Origin of the sequence: Rhizobium sp. ZW T2_16, assembly GCF_044987325.1 — a bacterium.
GTDB lineage: Bacteria > Pseudomonadota > Alphaproteobacteria > Rhizobiales > Rhizobiaceae > Neorhizobium > Neorhizobium cellulosilyticum.
Window position 1 is genome coordinate 206,149 of the sequence record NZ_JBJDRG010000004.1, and the last position, 21,206, is coordinate 227,354.

Annotated in this window: 17 protein-coding genes and 1 pseudogene; 3 read left to right on the plus strand and 15 right to left on the minus strand. The window is 60.5% G+C overall.

Features of this window, described 5'->3' with window-relative positions:
* Nucleotides 1-26: 26 nt before the first annotated feature.
* The 7 genes from ACI3K0_RS13840 to ACI3K0_RS13870 form a co-directional block, all read right to left on the minus strand.
* Complete coding sequence (locus ACI3K0_RS13840) at nt 27-1,007, minus strand: ABC transporter ATP-binding protein (RefSeq protein ID WP_404945463.1); 981 nt, start codon at nt 1,005-1,007, stop codon at nt 27-29.
* Nucleotides 1,004-2,005: an ABC transporter ATP-binding protein gene (locus tag ACI3K0_RS13845; protein ID WP_404945464.1), complete on the minus strand. Its 1,002-nt coding sequence runs from the start codon at nt 2,003-2,005 to the stop codon at nt 1,004-1,006. The genes ACI3K0_RS13840 and ACI3K0_RS13845 overlap by 4 nt, the downstream gene beginning before the upstream one ends.
* Entirely contained in the window at nt 2,002-3,507 is a 1,506-nt protein-coding gene (locus ACI3K0_RS13850; protein ID WP_206827264.1) for an amidohydrolase family protein, read from the minus strand. The genes ACI3K0_RS13845 and ACI3K0_RS13850 overlap by 4 nt, the downstream gene beginning before the upstream one ends.
* Nucleotides 3,504-4,697 (minus strand): amidohydrolase family protein, encoded by a 1,194-nt coding sequence (locus ACI3K0_RS13855; protein WP_206827263.1) that lies wholly within the window; start codon nt 4,695-4,697, stop codon nt 3,504-3,506. Before ACI3K0_RS13855 ends, ACI3K0_RS13850 begins: the two co-directional genes overlap by 4 nt.
* 9 nt (nt 4,698-4,706) lie before the next feature.
* Nucleotides 4,707-5,675, minus strand: a complete 969-nt coding sequence (locus ACI3K0_RS13860; protein ID WP_206827262.1) for an ABC transporter permease — start codon at nt 5,673-5,675, stop codon at nt 4,707-4,709.
* 12 nt (nt 5,676-5,687) lie between these two features.
* Nucleotides 5,688-6,653, minus strand: a complete 966-nt coding sequence (locus ACI3K0_RS13865) for an ABC transporter permease (RefSeq protein WP_183685400.1) — start codon at nt 6,651-6,653, stop codon at nt 5,688-5,690.
* Between the two features lie 76 nt (nt 6,654-6,729).
* Nucleotides 6,730-8,283: an ABC transporter substrate-binding protein gene (locus ACI3K0_RS13870; RefSeq protein WP_404945465.1), complete on the minus strand. Its 1,554-nt coding sequence runs from the start codon at nt 8,281-8,283 to the stop codon at nt 6,730-6,732.
* A gap of 240 nt (nt 8,284-8,523) precedes the next feature.
* On the opposite strand from ACI3K0_RS13870, the gene ACI3K0_RS13875 reads away from it, so the two are divergent.
* The 3 genes from ACI3K0_RS13875 to ACI3K0_RS13885 are packed head-to-tail and all read left to right on the plus strand — an operon-like array spanning nt 8,524 to nt 12,008.
* Entirely contained in the window at nt 8,524-9,213 is a 690-nt protein-coding gene (locus ACI3K0_RS13875; RefSeq protein ID WP_404945466.1) for a GntR family transcriptional regulator, read from the plus strand.
* Nucleotide 9,214: 1 nt separating this feature from the next.
* Nucleotides 9,215-10,780 carry a gamma-glutamyltransferase family protein gene (locus ACI3K0_RS13880; RefSeq protein ID WP_404945467.1) on the plus strand — a complete coding sequence of 522 codons (1,566 nt, stop codon included), beginning with the start codon at nt 9,215-9,217 and terminating at the stop codon, nt 10,778-10,780.
* A 7-nt stretch (nt 10,781-10,787) separates the two neighbouring features.
* Nucleotides 10,788-12,008 carry an amidohydrolase family protein gene (locus tag ACI3K0_RS13885; RefSeq protein ID WP_206827307.1) on the plus strand — a complete coding sequence of 407 codons (1,221 nt, stop codon included), beginning with the start codon at nt 10,788-10,790 and terminating at the stop codon, nt 12,006-12,008.
* Nucleotides 12,009-12,019: 11 nt separating this feature from the next.
* Here the strand turns inward: ACI3K0_RS13885 and ACI3K0_RS13890 are convergent.
* From ACI3K0_RS13890 to ACI3K0_RS13925, 8 genes and pseudogenes are all read right to left on the minus strand, one after another.
* Nucleotides 12,020-13,023: pseudogene (locus tag ACI3K0_RS13890) on the minus strand (ribokinase).
* Nucleotides 12,926-14,731, minus strand: a complete 1,806-nt coding sequence (locus tag ACI3K0_RS13895) for an ABC transporter ATP-binding protein (RefSeq protein WP_404945468.1) — start codon at nt 14,729-14,731, stop codon at nt 12,926-12,928. Before ACI3K0_RS13895 ends, ACI3K0_RS13890 begins: the two are co-directional and overlap by 98 nt.
* Before the next feature lie 4 nt (nt 14,732-14,735).
* Nucleotides 14,736-15,677, minus strand: a complete 942-nt coding sequence (locus ACI3K0_RS13900) for an ABC transporter permease (protein WP_206827256.1) — start codon at nt 15,675-15,677, stop codon at nt 14,736-14,738.
* Nucleotides 15,677-16,651: an ABC transporter permease gene (locus tag ACI3K0_RS13905; RefSeq protein ID WP_148144612.1), complete on the minus strand. Its 975-nt coding sequence runs from the start codon at nt 16,649-16,651 to the stop codon at nt 15,677-15,679. The genes ACI3K0_RS13900 and ACI3K0_RS13905 overlap by 1 nt, the downstream gene beginning before the upstream one ends.
* Nucleotides 16,648-17,628 carry a nucleoside hydrolase gene (locus tag ACI3K0_RS13910; protein ID WP_148144611.1) on the minus strand — a complete coding sequence of 327 codons (981 nt, stop codon included), beginning with the start codon at nt 17,626-17,628 and terminating at the stop codon, nt 16,648-16,650. Before ACI3K0_RS13910 ends, ACI3K0_RS13905 begins: the two co-directional genes overlap by 4 nt.
* On the minus strand, nt 17,625-18,587 hold the full coding sequence (locus tag ACI3K0_RS13915) for a nucleoside hydrolase (RefSeq protein ID WP_404945469.1): 963 nt from the start codon (nt 18,585-18,587) through the stop codon (nt 17,625-17,627). The genes ACI3K0_RS13910 and ACI3K0_RS13915 overlap by 4 nt, the downstream gene beginning before the upstream one ends.
* Nucleotides 18,588-18,619: 32 nt before the next feature.
* Entirely contained in the window at nt 18,620-19,501 is an 882-nt protein-coding gene (locus tag ACI3K0_RS13920; RefSeq protein WP_148144609.1) for a dihydrodipicolinate synthase family protein, read from the minus strand.
* A 21-nt stretch (nt 19,502-19,522) separates the two neighbouring features.
* A complete protein-coding gene (locus tag ACI3K0_RS13925) occupies nt 19,523-21,073 on the minus strand; it encodes an ABC transporter substrate-binding protein (protein ID WP_206827252.1) in 1,551 nt (516 codons plus the stop codon).
* Nucleotides 21,074-21,206 lie beyond the last annotated feature (133 nt).

A 21,206-nucleotide genomic window follows, 5' to 3' on the forward strand; every position in this document is an offset into this window, starting at 1 on the left:
CCTGAAAATCTTGGTCGTTGAAGGATTCAGACGGCTAGCGCCAGATGACAGGCAACCAAACCTCCGCCCTTGCGTGCCCGAACTTCGGGCGCCGCCTTGCTGCAAATATCCGTCGCCATCGGACAGCGCGGGTGAAACGCACAACCCTTTGGCGGATCAAGCGGGCTTGGTGGTTCACCGCCCATCAGTTCCCGGTCGCGATTGGGAGCCGCGACATCCGGGATCGTCTGGAGCAGCAGTCGCGTATAGGGGTGTTGCGGATCGGCAAAAAGCGCCTCGGTATCCGCTTCCTCAACGATCCGGCCGAGATACATGACCGCGATCCGATCCGCCATGTGCCGCACGACGGCAAGGTTGTGACTGATGAAAAGATAGGTAAGGCCGAGTTCGTCCTGCAGGCGGCGCATCAGGTTGAGGATCTGCGCCTGCACCGAAACGTCGAGTGCAGAGGTCGGCTCGTCGCAGACGAGGAATTCCGGCTCGCTGGCGAGCGCCCGGGCGATCGAGATGCGTTGACGCTGCCCGCCGGAAAATTCGTGCGGATAGCGTTTCGCATCGTCTGCAGAAAGGCCGACCGTGCGCAACAGTTCGGCGACACGCGCCTCGATCACATCTGCACCGCTGCGCAGATCGAATTCGCGGATGGGCTCGGCAATGATATCGCCCACGCGCCAGCGCGGATTGAGGCTCGCATGCGGATCCTGGAAGATCATCTGCGCTTCCATCGGCTTGCCGCGGCCCCTGCCCTTGACTGCGGGTGCATAAAGGATTGCGCCTTCGCTCGGTGCGTAGAGCCCGGTGACCAGTCGCGCGACCGTGGACTTGCCGCAGCCGGATTCACCGACAAGTGCGAGGCATTTCCCCTTCTCGACCGTGAAGGTGACATCCTGCACGGCGCGCAGGTAACGCTTCGGCTTGCGGTCGATCACCCGGTTCAGCCAGGGCGCGGAGACATCGAAAATGCGGGAGAGCTGGTCGACTTCCAGGGCGTTGTTTGCGCTTCTCACTGAACACCTCCATCATGAACGAGACAGGCAACACTGCCCTGCCCTTCAGCAACCATCACGGGGCGGACCTGCCGGCACCGCGACCCGGCTTCAAGACAGCGCGGATTGAAGGCGCAACCGGTGGGAATGGCATTCAGCCGCGGCATTGCACCGTCGATCTGGGCAAGACGCTCGACACGGGCGCCGAGTGCCGGGATCGAACCCATCAGGCCACGCGTATAGGGATGTTTCGGCCGGCTCAGCACCTCTTCGACCGGACCGATCTCGATGACGCGTCCGGCATACATCACGGCCACACGGTCGGCGGTCTCGGCAATCACGCCCATATCGTGCGTCACCAGCATGACGCCGGTTCCGTGCTCGCGACACAGCCGGCGCAGCAACGCGGTAATCTGCGCCTGGATCGAAACATCGAGCGCCGTTGTCGGTTCGTCGGCGATGATCAGTTGCGGATTGCCCGCAAGCGCCAGTGCGATGACGACACGCTGGCGCATTCCGCCGGAAAACTGGTGCGGATAGTGATCGATCCGCTCATCCGCGCCGGGAATGCCGACCTGTTTCAGCAATGCGATAGCCTGAGCGCGCGCTTCCGCGCGACTTCGGCTGGAATGCAGCCGGACGGTCTCGATCAACTGCTGGCCGACGGAGAACAACGGATTGAGCGAGGTGAGCGGATCCTGGAAGATCGCGCCGACCATGCTGCCGCGGATCGATGCCATTTCCGCTTCGCCGAGATTGTCCGTGCGCTTGCCACCGATGCGAATTTCGCCGGAAGCCACACGGCCGGGCGGTTCGAGCAGGCCGAGAACGGCCATGCCCGTCATCGATTTGCCCGCGCCGGATTCGCCGACGACACCGAGAATTTCGCCGCGTTTGATCGTCAACGAAACATCGGAGAGTGCGGTGAGTACTCCCTTGCGGGTCGGAAATTCGACGGACAGGCCGCGAACATCCAACGCAAGTGCGTCGGAGGCTGGAGGGTGACAGGAAATGCTCATGACGCGACCTCGCTTTGGCTGAGATGCAGTGGATAGCTTGGAGGAAAGATCGTCTCGACCGGCGGATGCCCGTAAGTGCGTTCGGGATAACGCTTCACAAGCCTGTCGAACTGCGCCTGTGCCTCATCGCGAGCCGCCGAAAGATCGATGCCGGCAACCTGTCCGTCACGCATCGACAGGCGACCATCGACGATGGTGGCGCGGGTGACGCGCCCGGTCGCGCCATAGACGAGCGTCTGGATCGGATCGATGCGCGGTGCGATCATCCGGTCGGCCATGTCGAAGACGGCGATATCTGCTTTGGAGCCGATGGCAAGCCGACCTAGATCGGGGCGTTTGAGAGCGTCGGCACCTGCGATCGTCGCAGCGTCGTAGAAGTCCGCGGCAGATCCGGCATCGCCACGCCCTTCGGCAATGCGGTTTGCCATCAGGCCGACCGCCATGTTCAGCACCATGTCCGGCGGCGCGGTGTCGGTGCCCATCCCGATGCGGATACCCATCGCCTTCAGCTTCGAGAAGGACTTGAGCGCAGAACCATGCCGGGCCGAAACCAGCGGGCAATGGGCGACCGTGACGCCGTTTGCGGCATAGCGGGCAAGATCGTCGTTCGTGGCGACGGTCGCATGCGGTGCTATCAGGCGTGAGGAGAGCAGGCCAAGGCCATCCAGCCATTCCGGCGCGGTGACCCCATGCAGGCGCCGAACGGTCTGCAGTTCCATTTCGCCCTGTGCCATATGCAGGCGAACCGGAAGACCCAGCTCCCCGGCATGGGCGAATGTGCGGCGCAACAGGGTCTCGGTACAGGTCTCTACACGGTCGGGGGCGAACATCCCGGAGAGCAAGCCACCGGCGGTTCCGTGGATACGGCCTGCAAAAGCCGCGGCGACATCCAGTTCCGCCAGCCCCCGCTCCTCGTCGAAAACCGCCTGCATCGCGCCCGTCTCATCGAGGATCACGCCGCCGCTGCGATAGGCAGGCCCGAGCCAGACGCGCAGGCCGAGTTCCTCGGCTGCCACCGCCGCCGCCTCGAATTCCGCCACCGTCTCGCCCCAAGCGCGGTAGAAGAGCGATGCAATCGGCAGAGCCGAAGTAATGCCGTTCAGAAGAAGCTGCGCAAAGGCATAACGCTTCTGAAAGGCAAGCTCTTCCGGGCTGTACATTTCATAAGCCCATGCTGCGTAATCCGTCGGCCAGACACGGCCCTTTTTCCATCCTGGCTGGTTGTCCATGCCCAGAACGGTCGTGTCGAGGTCAGACAGCGCATCGAGATCGACGAAGCCGGGGCCGATCAGGGCGTCGCCCATATCGTAACGTGCCGCAACTTCGCCCTCGAACCGTTTGCCGATCCAGATGACGCGATCATTCTCGATCACCGCTTCGCCACCTTCGACGAGCCGCCGGCCTTCGGGAAAATCGGCAACGATGTAGCGAGCCTTCAGCGCCCACCGGCCGGGCGGCCGTTTTCCGAGCGGAAGGACGGACCAGTTTCTGTCTCTGATCATGGCCGTTCCCGCAGGCTCTTCCCGTCACGGGCAACGACATTGCCGGTCGTCACGACAAGCTTGCGCGGCTGGTGGGTGACGATCGCCTCACCGACACTCTCGCCCTCGACGATGACCACATCGCCACGCCCGCCGACAGCCAGCACATGGTTGGCACGGTCCATCGCCACCGCGCCGCCTGTCGTGCAGACATCAAGCGCCATCAGCAATTCATCGTCGCGGCGCAGATTGTTCTTCATGCCGAGCAGCATGGCGCGCTCCAGCATGTCGCCATTGCCATAAGGCCCCCATGTGTCGCGAAAACCGTCGACGCCCGCGCCGAAACGCACGCCGGCAGCACGCAACCGCTTGAGCGACGGGACTTCGCGCGACGGCGGTGCGGTGGTCAGGATCGGCACGTCGAGTTCGGCGCAGGTATCGATCAGTCCCTGGCTCACGTTCCAGTCGGGCATCCCGAGGCAGAAGGCGTGGCTGACGGCCACCTTGCCCTGCATGCCGAAAGCCCGAATACGCTCGAAGATCAGCTCCATCGAAAAGGCCCCGAGTTCGCCGCCTTCATGCAGATGGATATCGATGCCCTTGCCGTATTTTTCCGCCAGCGCGAAGATCGTGTCGAGATGTCCCTTCGGGTCGCGGTCCATGCCGCAAGGGTCGAGGCCGCCGACGAGATCCGCGCCCATCGCCATCGCCTGATCGAGCAGTTCGACCGTCCCCGGCCGACGCAGCAGGCCGGATTGCGGGAAGGCGACGATCTCGATCTCGACGACACCGGCAAGCTGGCGACGCGTTTCCATCACGCCTTCGAGCGCGACCAGCCCCTGATCGGTGTCGATATCCACATGGGTGCGGATCAGCGTCGTGCCGTAACCGACAGACTGCAGCGACTGGCGCATGGACTGGACATGGGCATCAAGCCCGTAGTCGCGTTTCACCTTGCGCTCGTTGTCGATCTTGTCGATCAGCCGCGGGCCGACCTCGTTGACATACCAGGGATAACCAAGCAGCGACTTGTCGAGATGGGTATGCGCATCGACCAGGCCCGGAATGGCGATGCGGCCACCGGCGTCCTCCGTTGCTATGCCTTCGTCGGAAAGTCCCTGTCCGATCGCGGCAATAAGGCCGTCCCTGATCAGGATGTCGGACGCCTCGCCCCCCAGGGGTCTTGCGTTCTTAATCAGAAGATCACTCATGGATATGCCTCAGCGCAGTTTGGGATTGAGAGCGTCACGCAGCCAGTCGCCCAGCACGTTGATCGAGACGACCAGCAGACAGAGCTGCAGGCCGGGGAAAAGCACGATCCACCATTGTCCGGAAAACAGGAACTGATTGCCGATGCGGATCAGGGTGCCGAGCGACGGTTGTTCCGGCGGCATGCCGACGCCGAGGAAGGAAAGCGTCGCCTCGATCAGGATCCCGAGACCGAAATTCAGCGTCGCAGTCACCAGAAGCGGCGTGGTGGTGTTGGGAAGGATATGCTTGATCAATATCCGCCATGTCGGCACGCGGATCAGCCTTGCCGCCTGCACATATTCCTTGTTGCGCTCGACCATGGTCAGCGCCCGGACGGTGCGCGCATATTGCACCCAGGCGGAAAGTGAAATCGCCAGCACGATGACACTGGAAGCGCCAACCTCACGCAAGGACGGCGGCAGAGCCTGCCGTGCGAGCGCCGAGACGAGGATGGCGATCAGCATGGTCGGCATCGACAGGAGAACGTCTCCGGCCCGCATCAGCAGACCATCCGCCCATTTGCCGTAATAACCCGCGACCAATCCGAGCGCCGAGCCGACGATCAGCGATACCGCGACGGAAGCGGCGCCGATGACGATCGACGCCCGCGAGCCATAAAGAATGGCCGACAACAGGTCGCGGCCCTGCGTGTCGGTTCCAAGGATGAACGGCCACTGGCCGTCCTCCATCCAGATCGGCGGGATCTCGGCGTTGAGCAGGTCGAGCGAGGCGAGATCGTAAGGATTCTGGACGGTGATCAGGGGCGCGAAGAATGCCGAACCGATGAGAAGCAGCAAGAGGATTGCGGCTCCGACGGCGGAAGGGTGGTGCGTGAAACTCCACCACAAATCGGATTCCCGCAGACGGGAGAGCCAGAAGGGAGCGGAGCGGGGGTCCCGTTTCGCAGTCTGTTCAGCAGTATTGATCAGGGGTGTCATGATTGTCTCCCGTCACGCAGCGCGCAGGCGCGGGTCGATCAGCGCGTAGGCAATGTCGACGAACGTGTTCAACGTCACGAAGATGAAGGATACGATGCAGAGATAGGCCGCCATGACGGGGATATCGACGAAGGTGACGGCCTGCATGAACAGCATGCCCATGCCGGGCCACTGGAAGACGGTTTCGGTGACGAGCGCAAAGGCGATCAGGTTGCCCACCTGCATTGCCGTCAGCGTCACCACCGGCATGAGACAGTTTTTCAGTGCATGGCGAAACCAGAGCGCCCGGCGTTTCACCCCGCGGGCACGGGCGAACTTGATGAAATCGGCCCGCAATATTTCCAGCATTTCGGCGCGGACGAGGCGCATAACCAGCGTGATCTGGAAAAGCGACAGAGACAGCGCCGGCAGCACGATTGCGGCACGGCCGGAGGGCGTCAGCAGTCCAGTCGACCACCAGCCAAGCTGCACGACCTCGCCACGACCATAACCCGGCAGCCAGCCGAGGCTGACGGAAAAGGCAAGGATCAGGATGATGCCGACGAAGAAACTCGGCAGCGAGACACCGACGATGGAGGAAAACTGCAGGCCTTCAGCCCACCAGCGCCCGCGGCCGATCGCGGTGAAGACGCCGAGTGGAATACCGATCGCCAGCGACAGGATGGTGGCGATGATGACGAGTTCGAAAGTTGCCGGAAAACGCTCGCCGATCAGGGTGATGACATTCTGCTGATTGCGCCAGGAAAGACCGAATTCACCCTGGGCGGCATTGGTGACGAAACGCAGATATTGCACCAGAAATCCGTCATTCAGGCCGAGACGGCTGCGCAACTCGTCGCGCTCCACCTGGGTGGCGCTTTCATTCACCATCATCTCGACGGGATCGCCGAGGAAACGGAAGATCAGGAAGGCGAAAAAGGCGACGGTCAGCATGACAAGGATGGCGTTGCCGACGCGTTTTACGAGGAAGGCGATCATGGTCGCGGCGTCCCTGGTTTCAGAAAAGCGAATGGTACCCCTTGCCGGTGTGATCGACGGCAAGGGGCATGGCGACTTACATCTTCACCAGCCAAAGGCGGGGAAGGTTGTCCGAGAAGAGCGGGAAATCCTTGATCTTCGCGGTTGTCGCCCAGGCAAGCGGCTGCTGATGCAGCGGGATCATCAGGGCATGGTCCTTGGCGATTTTCAGCGACTGCGCTTCCATCGCCAGCCGCTTGGTCTGATCCAGTTCGACGGCGGAAGCCTCGGTTACCTTATCGAATTCCTTGTCGGACCAGCCGCCCCAGTTGAAGATGCCGAACGAGCCTTCCTTCGTATGAAGAACCTGCGAGGTGAGGCTGTAGGTGTCGAGCATGGGCAGGGTCGCCCAGCCGAGCGTGTAGACATCGACCTTGCCGGACGAGCGCTTCGGCGTCTGTACCGCACGGGTGCCCTGGTCCAGCTTCGGCTTCAGGCCGACGCGCGACCACATGGAAGCAACCGCCTGGCAGATCTGCTCCTCGTTGACGAGGCTGTCGGCACAGTTGAACTCGAATTCGAAACCTTCCGCGCCTGCCTCCTTCAGCAGAGCCTTGGCCTTTTCCGGATCGGCTTTCACTGGCGTATCAAGTGCCGCGTCATAACCGGGGATCTGCGGAGCCACGAGCGCGCCGGCATTGCGCGATTTTCCGCGCATCACCTTCTTGTTGATCAGGTCGAGATCGATGGCGAGCTGCATTGCCTGGCGGACACGCAGATCCTTCATCGGGTTTGCAGCACCGGACAGAAGCTGATCACGTTGGGAAAAACCGATCATCACAGTGCGAAGGTCGGTGCCTTCCAGCACCTTGACCTCAGGCGAAGCCGCAAGCCGCGGCAGATCCTGCACCGGCGCCTGGTCGGTGAAATCGATATCGCCGGCGAGAAGGGCAGCAACACGAGTTGCCGGCGAGGCAATCGGGGTCAGCTCGATCCGGTCGATATTGTGTTCAGGCTTGTCCCACCAGCCATCGAATTTGGTGAAGACCGTCTTTGCGTCCGGCTGGCGGCTTTCGAGCTTGAACGGGCCGGTGCCGTTTTCATTGTAGGTGGCATAACCTTCGGTGCCGGACCCGACATCGGTCGGCGCTTCGGCATTATTGACCTTCAGCCAACCTGCATCGAAGATGTAGATGGTTGTAAGGTCATTCGGCAGAAGCGGGTAATTGGCCGAGACATCGATCTCGATCGTGTGTGCATCGATGACGCGGGAGCCCTTATAGGCCGGAATATTGCCGCGCAGCGGCGACTTCGGGTCCGAGGCGCGCTTCAGCGAAGCCTGCACATCTTCAGCCGTGAAATCGGCGCCGTTGTGGAACTTCACGCCTTCCCGCAGCTTGAACCGCCATGTCGTCGGCGAGACGATTTCCCAGGATGTGGCGAGCGCAGGCTCGATCTTGAGATTGCGATCGTAGCGGACCAGTCCCTCATAAGTGTGATTGAGGACGCCAAGCGCAAAACTGTCGCCGTAGGAATAGGGGTCGAGCGAGCTGATATCGCGCGAGGCACCCCATTTCAACGTTCCGGCCGTGGCCGGCATCGCAAGAGCAAGAAGCGCAACGCCCCCCACCAGAATTCTCGATAAACGCATTGATAATTCCCCTCGGATTGCATGCAATTCTCACAAGACGATGCTTGGAACTGGAATGCATGACGTTAAAACCGGCTGCTGAAGGTGGCTTTTGGCGCTTTCTCTATGAGCTTGACTTCAGGCTAGATCAGAACGAATGCAAACTCAATAGATAATTGCATGCAATTTATTAGACTGGATGACGTACGATTTTTATGCGATATGCTGATGAAACTGCATTCATTCGAAAGAGCGACAGCAATGTCCACCAATCTCAGCAGAAGCGATGCGATCTACGCTTCGCTTCGTCGCGCAATCCTCGAACAGGCGTTGAAGCCCGGCACCAAGCTGCCGGAAGATTCCATCGGTGATACGTTCGGTGTCAGCCGCACGAGTGCCCGTAATGCGTTGCTAAGGCTGGCTTCCGACGGCCTTGTCGAGATCAAGCCGAACCGCGGCGCAGCCGTCGCCATGCCGACGCTGGAAGAAGCGGAAGAGGTTTTTGCTCTGAGACGTTGCCTGGAGCGTGAAGTGATCGAAAGGCTGTGCAAGCGCATGCCGCGCGATGGCATCGACGCGCTGATCAGCCATGTTCGGGAAGAAGAAAGGGCGCTTCAGGCATCTTCGCCGCGCTCCATCCGGCTTGCCGGCGAGTTTCATATCCTGCTTGCCGAACTCACCGGATCGAAACTGTTGATCGACTTCATCAGCCAGGTCGTCTCGCGCTCGTCGCTGATCCTCGCGCGTTTCGGAAGACCGCATTCCGCCGAATGCGGGATCGACGAACATGTGCAGTTGATCGAGGCGCTCAAGGAGCAGGATCCACAGACGGCTTGCCGGATCATGGACCACCATTTGCATGCAGTCGAAGACCGCGCCAAGACGGATGACAAGGATGACGTCCCCGACATTACCGAAATCCTCAATCGCTACATGTCGGCATCCGATTGAAATGAGCCAGCAAAGAGAGACGGCTGCGCGCTCCAGGCGCGGCATGGTGACAAGCCCGCATCATCTCGCCAGCGAAGCCGGAGCCAAGGTCCTGCGCCGCGGTGGTACGGCGATCGAGGCGGTGATCGCTGCAGGTGCCGCGCTGACAGTGCTTTATCCGCATTTTTGCGGGCTGGGCGGCGATGCTATCTGGATCGTCGCCGACCGCGCCGGCCGGCGCAAGGCCATCATGGGGATCGGCCAGGCAGCGAATGACCTGCCGAAGTTTGAAACCATACCTGCCCGCGGCCCGCTTTCTGCCCTGACCACCGCAGCAGTCGTCGACAGCTGGGGCCAGGCACTCAATTTTTCGCAGGAAAACTGGCAGGGCAAGGAGAGCCTTGCCTCACTGCTTGGCGATGCGATCGAACTGGCGGAGGAAGGTTTTCCGGTCAGCCGCTCGCAACAGCATTGGCATGCCTTTCGAAGCGGCGAGATCGAAAGCTGGCCGGGGGTCGCAAATGCTTTCGTCACGGAAGGGCATCAACGCCAACCGCAGCTTGCCGAAGTGCTAAAAGCGATCGCTCTGCATGGGCATCGCGAATTCTACGAGGGCGAACTCGCTAACCGCATCGCCAGGGCACTGGAGGCAGCCGGCAGCCAGATCCGGGCAGATGATCTGGCAAAGACCGTGGCCACCCTTGCCGACCCGGTGTCTGTCACCTATCGCGATATCGAGCTTCTGGCCCCGCCGCCCCCCTCGCAGGGTATTTCGACACTCGCCATCATGGGCATATTGTCGAATTTCTCGATGCGGAATGTCGATCCGACCTCTGCCGATTTCTACCATCTCTGTGTCGAGGCGGTAAAACAGGCGTTTCTCGACCGTGAGCAGATCGCCGATCCGGATTTCGCCGCGCAACGTTGCGCAGAATGGCTGGCGGGCGATTATCTTGCGGCCAAGGCGGGGGCGATCGATCCCAAATCCGCCCTGCCCTGGCCTCACCGTTTCCAGACCGGCGATACTGTCTACCTCGCAGCAGTCGACTCCGAAGGCCGATCGGCAAGCGTACTGCAGAGCACCTATTATGACTGGGGCAGCGGCGTATTGCTGCCGGATACCGGCATTCTCTGGCAGAACCGAGGAGCCGCGTTCAGCACCGATCCGAAAAGCCCGAATGTGCTGGCGCCCGGCAAACGCCCCTTTTACACGCTCAATCCCGGCCTTGGCCTGAAGAACGGGATGCCGCATCTTCTCTACGGTACCCAGGGCGCAGACGGCCAGCCGCAGACGCTGACCGTTCTTCTTAGCCGTCTTATAGACCACGGCTTTGACCCACTATCCGCCCTTTCGGCGCCCCGTTTCCTTTTGGGCAGAACCTTCTCCGACACCCGCGACAACCTCAAGATCGAGGATGCCGTCGGCGATGATGTTCTGGCCGAGCTTGCGGGTCGCGGGCACGAGGTCATTCCGATCTCGGCGCTGAATGCCCTTTCCGGTCAGGCCGGCGTCATTCGATTGGACGGTGACGGCTGGACGGACGGGGCGCATGACCCGCGCAGCGATGGCTGCGCCATCGGAATATAGGTTTCAGATGAAAGTCGATCTCGTTCTCCGCAATGCCTTGATCGCCGGCCATCCGGGCCTGGTCGATATCGCCATCAGGGACGGCCTGATTGCAGAAATAGGAAGCCGGATCACTTGCGAGGCGGTCGAGGTAGAGGATCTCAAAGGAGCCTTTGCTTTTCCCGGCTTTGTCGACAGCCATATCCATCTCGACAAGGCCTGCATCATGGAACGCTGCTCGATCTGTGCGGGAACGCTCGAGGAGGCCGTGCGCGAGACGGCGAAGGCAAAGGCCGGGTTCTCGGAGGACGACGTCTACAAGCGGGCATCGGCGCTGGTCGAAAAGGCCATCATGCATGGCACCAACCGCATGCGGACATTCGTTGAAATCGACCCACGCGCCGGAATGCGCTCCTTCGAGGCGATAAAGCGGGTTCGCGAGCATTACGCCTTCGCAATCGATATCCAGATCTGCGCCTTCGCGCAGGAAGGGCTGACACAGGAACCGGAAACGGAAGCCATGCTGGACGACGCACTTGGCTCGGGGGCGGACCTGATCGGCGGCTGCCCCTATACCGATACCGATCCGACAGAACATGTCCGCAGGATCTTTGCACTGGCGCGAAAACATGATGTCGATGTCGATTTCCACCTCGATTTCAGCCTCGATCCGGCAAGAACCGATCTTCCGGCCGTGATCGAAGCGACACGAATAAACGGTTATGCCGACCGCGTGACGATAGGGCATGTCACCAATCTGTCAGCGCTCGATCCCGATGCGCTTTCCACAGTTGGAAAGAAGATTGTCGAGGCGGGTATCGCACTCACGGTCCTGCCTGCAACCGACCTTTTTCTTATGGGGCGGCAATATGGTTCGAATGTTCCGCGCGGTATCGCACCTGCCAACGCCCTTGCAGCTTTGGGCGTCAAAACGGCAATCGCGACCAATAATGTGCTGAACCCGTTCACGCCCTTCGGTGATGCATCGCTGGCGCGCATGGCCAATCTTTATGCCAATGTCATGCAGCTTTCGCGTGACGCCGACATCGAGCTTGTCTTCGACATGGTGGGAGCGCAAGCAGCAGCAATTACCGGCTTTCGACATGATCTGTCGGTCGGCCAACCGGCAGATATCGTCGCTCTCGATGCCGCAAATCCATCCGAGATCGTCCGTTCCTCAGCTCCCACCCTTGCGGGATGGAAGCGCGGGCGAAAGACATTCGTTCGCCCGAAGGCGCGGTTGCTCTGAGGCGATTGCATTTACGTCAGTGCGAGCAATCCGGGATGCCTGTCGGTTTCCCCGGCTGCAGGAATGCTGCTTTGGCTGCCGCGTCGCGAGCAGGCTATACCGGCCGCGACCGAAGCGCGTTCCATGGCCGCCTTGAGCGGCAGGCCGCGATCGAGTGCTGAAGCAAGCACGCCGACAAAGCAGTCGCCGGCGCTGTCGTGTCCTTTACATCGATCGGCAGAGCCGTGACCCGGATTTCATCTCCATCGACACAGGCTTCCGCACCGTCTCCACCCAGAGTTCGCAGAACGCCGGTGCCAAGGCGGGTCGAGAGCGCTGCGGCGGATGCTCCGCAGCCGAGCCAACCGGCCAGCGCCTCGGCCTCATCTTCGTTGACGACGACAAGGCCGCAGAGCGACAGTATCTTTTCGGACAGCGGGAAGGCCGGAGCGAGGGTGAGGATCGACAGGGCCTTCGAGGCACTTGCGCGGCGGATGAGCTTTTCCACTTCCGCCACATCGTTTTCCATCTGCATCAGCACGACATTTGCCTGCTGCAGCAGATCCTCTTCCACGGCATCCGAAGACACGGAAAGATTGGCGCCGGATGCGACCACGATCATGTTGCGGCCTCTGGCGTCGATATGGATAGAGGCGTTGCCTGTCGGCTCATCCACACGGGCGACACGGCTGATATTCGCCGCAGTGGCAAGGTTCTGCAGACCGATTTCGGCAAGGCTGTCCTTGCCGACCGCACCGACCATCACCACTTCGGCGCCATCCCGTGCCGCCGCCAGCGCCTGATTAGCGCCCTTGCCGCCAGATTCCGTGCGGAACCGTCTGGCAAGCAGGGTCTGCCCCGGTTGCGGCATCTCCTCGACCTCGTAGACAAAGTCGACGTTGATGGAGCCGAAGGTGATGATCATGGCATGTCTTCCTTCAAGCGACCTGAACGAAGTGGCCTTCGCCGGCTTCTTCATAGGTGCGTTTGGGCGGAACGTAATCGGCGCCGCGGAACGGGCTCTTGATCTCGTCATTGGAGATGCGGCGCGTCTGCCTGCGTGACGGATCGGCGATCGGAACCGCCGCCATCAGACGCTTGGTATAATCGTGCTGCGGGTTTTCGAACACGGCCTGACGCGGGCCGATTTCGACGATTTCACCGAGATACATGACCGCAACGCGGTGGCTGATGCGCTCGACAACCGCCATGTCATGGCTAATGAAGAGGTAACCCAGCCCAAGCTTTTCCTGAAGGTCCAGCATCAGGTTGATGACCTGCGCCTTGACCGACACATCGAGCGCCGAAACGGATTCGTCGGCGATCAACAGCTTGGGTTCCAGAGCAAGCGCACGGGCGATGCAGACACGCTGCCGCTGGCCGCCGGAAAACTCGTGCGGGAAACGATCCGCCATCGACGCGGCAAGACCAACACGCTCCAGGAGTTCACCAACACGGTCACGCGCATTCGATGCACTCACCAGACCATGGGTGATCATCGGCTCGGCGATCGCCTGCCCGACACGAATACGCGGGTTGAGGCTTTCGAACGGATCCTGAAAGATCATCTGCGCTTCGCGGCGAATGTCCGTCAGTTCCGTATTTCCGGCTTTCAGCCCGTTCTTGCCATCGATCCGTACTTCGCCCGACACCGGATCGGTGAGGCGGATGATCGAGCGGCCGGTGGTGGACTTGCCGCAACCGGATTCGCCGACCAGCGACAGGGTTTCGCCCTGACGAAGCTCCAGCGAAACACTTTCGACGGCATGGATACGGCCGATCGTCTTGCGCAGGAAGCCCCGCTTGACCGGAAAGCGGGTGATCAGGTTCTCGACCTTGAGGATCGGCGGCTGATCGCGCTTGACGGTGTCTTCGGTCGCCTTGACCGGCTTGATCTCGCCGGTCTGCATGTCGACCTGCGGGAACCTCAGCGGACGATCCTTGCCGGTCATCGAGCCAAGCTGCGGCACAGCCGACAGAAGCGCACGGGTATAGGGATGTCTTGCGCCGGCAAAGAGATCGTGCGTCGTGCCGGTCTCGACCTGCTCGCCGCGGTACATGACGACGGTGCGGTCGGAAATTTCCGCGACCACGCCCATGTCATGGGTGATGAAGAGGACTGACATGCCCTCCTCTTCCTGGAATGTCTTGATCAGTTCGAGGATCTGCGCCTGGATGGTGACGTCGAGAGCCGTGGTCGGCTCATCTGCGATCAGCAGCTTGGGATCACAGGCAAGCGCGATGGCGATGACGACACGCTGGCGCATGCCGCCCGAAAAGTTCATCGGATATTCGTTGAGGCGCGCCTTGGCCGAGGGAATCCGGACCTTTTCGAGAAGCCGTACGGCTTCAGCCTGAGCTTGGCTTTCCGACATGCCGCGATGCTGACGCAGCACTTCGGTGATCTGCTCACCGATCTTCAGGACCGGGTTGAGCGAGGTCATCGGTTCCTGAAAGATCATGCCTACACGGTTGCCGCGGATCTTCTGCATGTCTTCGAGCGGGATGGACAGAAGATCCTTGCCCTCGAATTCAATCTTGCCGGTCACGCGGGAGTTTCCGGGCGACAGCAGGCGCATGATCGACATGGCCGTGACGCTCTTGCCGGAACCGGATTCCCCGACGACGGCAACGGTTTCCTTCGGTGCGATGTCGAAGCTCACATCTTTGACGACATTGCGCCACTCGCTACCGACGCGGAAAGCCGTGTTGAGGTTGGAGATGGAGAGAATTGGACTTGTCATGATCTTAGCCCTCACGACGCGGATTGAGGATGTCGCGCAGGCTGTCACCGATCAGGTTGATCGCGACGATGAGCAACAGAAGGGCGATGCCCGGGAAGAGGCTGATCCAGTAATCGCCGGAGAGCAGATATTCGAAACCGTTCGAGATCAGGAGACCCAGCGACGGTTCGGTGACCGGCAGGCCGATACCGAGGAAGGAGAGTGTCGCTTCCAGCATGATTGCATAGGCAACGCGCATGGTGGCGACCACGATCAGAGGCGGCAGGCAGTTGGGCAGGATGTGCCGGAACAGGATGCTGCGGTCCGGCAGCGCCATCGAGCGGGCGGCATCGACATAGGCGCGCTTGCGCTCCACCAGTGCCGAACCGCGGATCGTACGGGCATAATAGGCCCACTGCGTCACGACGAGCGCCAGAATGATCTTGTCTACGCCCTGACCGAGAATGGCGAGGAAGATCAGCGCGATCAGGATGGCGGGGAAGCTGAGCTGAATGTCGACGATACGCATCAGGATCGAGTCGGTCCGGCCACCGACATAGGCGCTGATGAGGCCGATGGAGGCGCCGATGACCAATGCGATCGCCGCGCTGGAAAGGCCGACGAGGATGCTGGTGCGCAGGCCATAAAGGATGGCGCTGAACAGATCGCGCCCCTGTGTGTCGGTGCCGATCAGGTAGGTCATGCCCGACATGCTTTCCGAACCCGGCGGCAGGCGACCATCCATGATGTCGAGCTGTGCGAGATCGTAAGGGTTCTGCGGTGCAATCAGCGGCGCGAAGATCGCCGCAAGAATGAAGATGGTCACCAGCACCATGCCGAGTAGCGCAAGCTTGTCATGCAGCAAGGCATAGATGATTTCGCGCGCAGGCGAACGGGAGGTGGATTTTGCACCGCTGTTTGCAGTGGCATGAACTGAAGTGGTGGAGGACGAAGTATTGTCGGTCATCACGAGTTCCCCTCAAGACGGACGCGGGGATCGACGATCGAGTAAAGAATGTCGACCAGAAGGTTGATGACGCTGAACATCACGACGGTAATCATCAGGTAGGCGAGTATAACGGGGCGATCGAGAACACCGATGGCATCGATGATCAGCTTGCCCATGCCCGGCCATGCAAAGATGGTTTCGGTCACGACCGCAAAGGCGATCAGCGAACCGAGTTCGAGGCCGATGACGGTGATCAGCGGGATGAGTGTATTCTTCAATACGTGCACGGTGACGATACGGCGTTCCGGCAGTCCCTTGGCACGGGCGAAACGGACGAAATCGAGCTGCATGGTTTCCATCACGCCGGCGCGGGTGAGGCGGATGACCAGCGAGATCTTGAACAGCGCCAGATTGAAGGCGGGCAGGAACAGATGCGACAGGCCATCCCATGTGAACATCGACAGCGGCACGCCAAACACATTGACGGTATCGCCACGGCCCGATGACGGCAGCCAGCCGAGATAGACGCTGAAATACATGATCATGACGAGGCCGATCCAGAAGGTCGGCAGACTGAAGCCGAGGATCGAGAAGGTCATGATCGATTTTGAGATAAAACCCTTGGGCTTCAAGCCGGCATAAACGCCGAGCGGAATACCGATGACCAGCGCCATGGCGAGCGCCACGAAAGCCAGTTCCAAGGTCGCCGGCATCCGGTTCAGGATCAGCGTCAGGGCCGGCTGGTTGAACACGAATGAATTGCCGAGATCACCGGAGAGAGCGTTGGTCAGAAAGATCCAGTACTGCTCCCAGACCGACTTATCGAGACCGAAGGCCTGAATGACCTGCAGGCGTTCGGCCGGTGTCGCGGTCGGGCTCAAGAGGACGTCGACCGGGTTGCCGACGAGAAAGAGGCCAGCAAAGACCAGAACAGACATGACGAAAAGTGTGAGCACGGTCTGCAGGGACCGGCTTAATAGATATCCGCTCATGCGTGTGAGCCTCCCATAGTTCGGCTACCGAACGTTTCCCCGCCATGGCGGGCAATGCGCTCGATCAGCAATTCGATGAACCCGGTTTCGTCGACATCGGTGACGACAGTGGTATTGGCTGGCCGGTTCATCTTGTTGTAGAAATCGGCATAGGTATAACCCATCGTCAGGCCGGTAACCTGCGCGCCGACAAAAGCCTCGCGGCTGGTAAACAGTTCGGGGCGGATGAGCCAGGCGATAGTCGTCGCATCATGGATCGGGCCGCCCGGACGACCGAAGCGCTTTTCGTCGCTGCGGTCGAAAGTGGTGAAGAGATTGTAGAGTGCGGCACCCGCCTCGCCGCCGGCGCGGAACCGCTCGAAATGGTCTGCCGTAAACAAAGCCTGAAAGGTCATGTCGAGGGGCATCAGCACGATCGGCACGCCGGACTGGAAAACGATCTCGGCCGCGTGCGGATCGGCATAGATGTTGAACTCCGCCCAGGGCGTGCGATGGCCAAGCGCCGTGAAGGCACCGCCCATCGATACGATCTGGCGAATGCCGCGCGCGACATCCGGATGCTGGATCAGCGCCAGTGCGACATTCGTGAGCGGTCCGATGGCGCAAATGGTGATCTGCTCACCCGCCGTTACGGCGGCGCGAGCCGAACGCACGATAAACTGGATTGCACTCTCTTCTGCCGGCACGACATCGCCCGCCTTGACCAGCTTGTCATCGAACGAACCGATGCGAGCGTATTTGCCATAAACCTGTTCGCGCACAAGCGGGCCACTTGCGCCGGCAAAAACCGGCACGTCACGGCGGCCGCTCACGCCCACCAGCTTGCAGGCATTCGTAACCGTATGTTCCAGCGAAACATTGCCGGCCACGATAGAGAGGCCGAGAACCTCGATTTCCGGCGAGGCAAGCGCCATCAGGATGGCGGCGGCATCGTCCACGCCCGGATCCGCATCGATGATGACCTTGTGGCTGCTCATGCGACAGCCTTTTCGTCAGCGTAGCGCGACAGGCGCTCCAGGAAAAAGGCAATCACGCCTTCCGCATCGACCTTGGTGACGATGTCTGCATTCGGCGCCAGCCCGCTCTTGCCATACCAGTCGGCAATCGTCTGGCCCATGCAAAGCTCGCTTTCGTATTCGACGAAGACGCGCGCCTTCTGCGTCTCGAACAAATGCGGCGCGAGGATGTAGGCCATGACCAGCGGGTCATGAAGCGGGCCGCCGCGCGAGCCGTAACGGCGCACGTCGTTGCGGTCCCAGAAAGCCATGAGTTCGGCCAGCGTTTCGGAAATACGGCCGCTGACGCGCGAAAACTCGGCGACATGCTCCGGCTTCAGCATCACCTGATGGGTCGCGTCGAGCGCCAGCGCCACGATCGGGATGCCGCTCGAAAATACAATATGCGCGGCGTGTGGATCGGCGAGAACGTTGAATTCCGAGGTCATCGTGCGGTTGCCCGGCTCGCGATAGGCACCGCCCATCATGACGATGCGTTCGATACCGTCGGCCAATTGCGGTTTCATCCGTAGGGCCACCGCAACATTGGTGAGCGGTCCAAGGCAGCAGAGCGTGATGCGCTCACCGGTTTCGGCAGCATTGCCAAGCGCTTCGATAAGAAAATCGACGGCGGACATCGCTTCCGCCTTCTTCACCGGCTCCGGCAGCGTCGTGTTGCCGAGGCCCGTCTTGCCATGGAACTGTCCATGGATCGGCTCGCGCAGCATCGGCCGGAAACAACCGGCATAGACGGGGATATCAGTGCGGTTTCCGAGCTCGCAAACCTGCAGCGCATTACGCACCGTACGCTCCAGCGGCTGGTTGCCGCAGACCGGAGTTATACCAAGGATCTTCAGTTCCGGCGAAACGAATGCGGTCAAAAGCGCAATCGTGTCATCGATACCGGGATCACAATCGACGATGATCGAAGTCGGCTTCATACAAAATGCCTTCAATGTGGGAATCAGAAACGTCAAAGGGCGCCGATACTGCGCAAAACGCCGGCGATTTCCTCGCGCGCCGCGTCATTCAGCGGCATTTGCGGATGCATCGGCGCACCAACGGCAAATCCCTGCAGGTCGAGCGCCGTCTTGATGCAGGCGGCGATCGAGTATTTCGCAAAAACCTCGTTCAGCTTCCAGAGCGGCCGCTGCAGCTCCATTGCCCGCGCCCAATCACCCGCCTTGGCGGTTTCGTAGAGTTCAATGCTCTGTCTGGGCGCGATACAGGCCGGTCCAGCCATCCAGCCAACCCCGCCGATCATCATCACGCAGGTCGGAATGTGTGCGGAAGCTGCAAACACTTCCATCCGGCCACGCGTCCGCTCGATGATGGAGAGAAGACGACCGGTATTGGTGGAGGCATCCTTAATGTAACGAATATTGTCGATGCGGCTAAGGCGCTCGATCACCGGGAGCGACAGGTCGGAGCGCTGGAACTGCGGGTTGGTGTAGAGCACCACGGGGCGCCCTTTTGCCGCCTTGGCGATTGCGGTGAAATACGCTTCAACCCCCTCGTCGCTGATCGGGAAGTAGGCTTCCAGGATGGCCAGAATCCCGTCGGCGCCCGAGTTCACCATATATTCGGTCTGGGCAACGGCATCGGCTGTTGATGTCGACGCCACGCCGGCGACAACGGGGACACGGCCACTGCTGGCCGAGATCACCGTGTCGACGACGCGGCGCCTTTGCTCTTGGGAGAGATAGGCAAATTCACCAGTGCTGCCGAGCGGCGCGAGGCCATGGACACCTTCATCGATGAGATGGTCCACCAGATCTGCAAGCAGATTCCGCATCACATTGCCGGCTTCGTCGATCGGCGAAACGAGATAGGGAAATACACCGCTGAAGGACATGGTGAACCGCTCCTCTTTCGATCAGTTCGGCTTCACGTAATAGGGAAGCGTGTAGCCGTCGGAGCGACCCGCATAGTTTATGTCGCTCTTCACCGCCCAGGTATTGGCGAGATAGAAGACCGGGATGACGCCGAGGTCGGTCATCGCGATTTCCGTGGCCTTCTTCAGCAGGTCCTCGCGCTTGGCATCGTCCAGCGTTGCACGGGCTTCGTTGAGCGCCTTGTCGAATTCCGGGTTGGAATAACGACCGCGATTGCCCTGGCCGGCCTTTTCGCCATAGGTCTCAAGGATAGGCCCGAGAACGCCCGAAGCTTCGCCGGTTTCGACGGCAGCACCACCCATGATGAACGAGAACTCGAGGTTCGAGGCGCGGGTGAAATAAACGCTGCCTGGCAGGGTGGCGACTTCGGTCTTCACGCCGACGCGGCTGAAGAACTGGCCGATTGCCTGTGCCACCTTGCTGTCGTTCGGATAACGGTCGTTGGAGGCATGGAAGGTCAGCGCAAAACCATCCGGGTAACCGGCCTTGGCAAGCAGTTCCTTCGCCTTGTTCGGATCATAGGCATCGACCTTGATGGCCGGATCATAACCGAAATAACCCTCCGGCACGACCTGGCCGGCAGGTACGCCCTGCCCGTCCATTATCCGATCGACCAGCGCCTCGCGGTTGATCGACAGCGAAAGCGCACGGCGCACATCGGCGTTCAAGAGCGGGTTCTTGCCGTCAGGACCCTTGGCGAACGGCGATTGTTCGCGGTTCTGGTCCATATGCAGATACATGATGCGGTTGCCGGCAATGTTGACGACCTTCATCTTGTCGGAGGCTTCCAGGCGGCGGGTATCGGCCGTCGGGATGTTTTCGATCATGTCGACATCGCCCGAAAGCATGGCGGCAACACGGGCGCTCGGGTTCTTGAAGACACGGAAGGTGACCTTGTCCCACTGAGCCTTTTCGCCCCAATAGGCATCGTTTTTCTCAACGACGACGTTATCATCCGGAGACCACGAAACGAACTTGAACGGCCCGGTGCCGATGACGCCCTTGCCAGTGTTCATCTCACCGGTCGTGACCTTTTCCATCTCGGCCGGCAGGATGGCGATACGGCTGAGGTTGTTCAAGAGCAGCGGCGTCGGGCCGGAGGTCTTGATGCGCACCGTCAGTGGATCGACTGCCGTCACGTCGGTGATCGCCTTCACATAGGCGGCAAACGAGCTAGGGCTGTTGGTGGATGCAAGCGGAATGCGCTTGATGCTGGCGACCACGTCTTCAGCGGTGAAATCGCTGCCGTCGTGGAATTTCACGCCTTCGCGCAGCTTGAATTCCCAGGTCGTGTCATCAACGATCTGCCAGGAGACTGCCAAAGCCGGCTGGATCTGCTGCTTGTCGTCCTGATTGACAAGGCCGTCGAAAATATTGCGCGCCATCGCGCTATTGGGGCCGACGACATAGAATTGCGGATCCATGGATGTCGTCGAGGCGGAAAGACCGACGGTCAAATCCTTTGCCTGGCTTGCGAGCGGCATGGCGGAAACAGACGCGACCAATGCGGCTGCGAACACAGAAAACTTCATGGTGAGGACTCCTCCGGGTTGTCCAATCTCCGCACTCTCCCTGCGGGGTGGAGATGAGTTAAAGCTTTCTTACAAGAAAGAAAAATTGCATTTTGTACTCGATCCATGCCTAAATGTTATGGAGAGGATACCA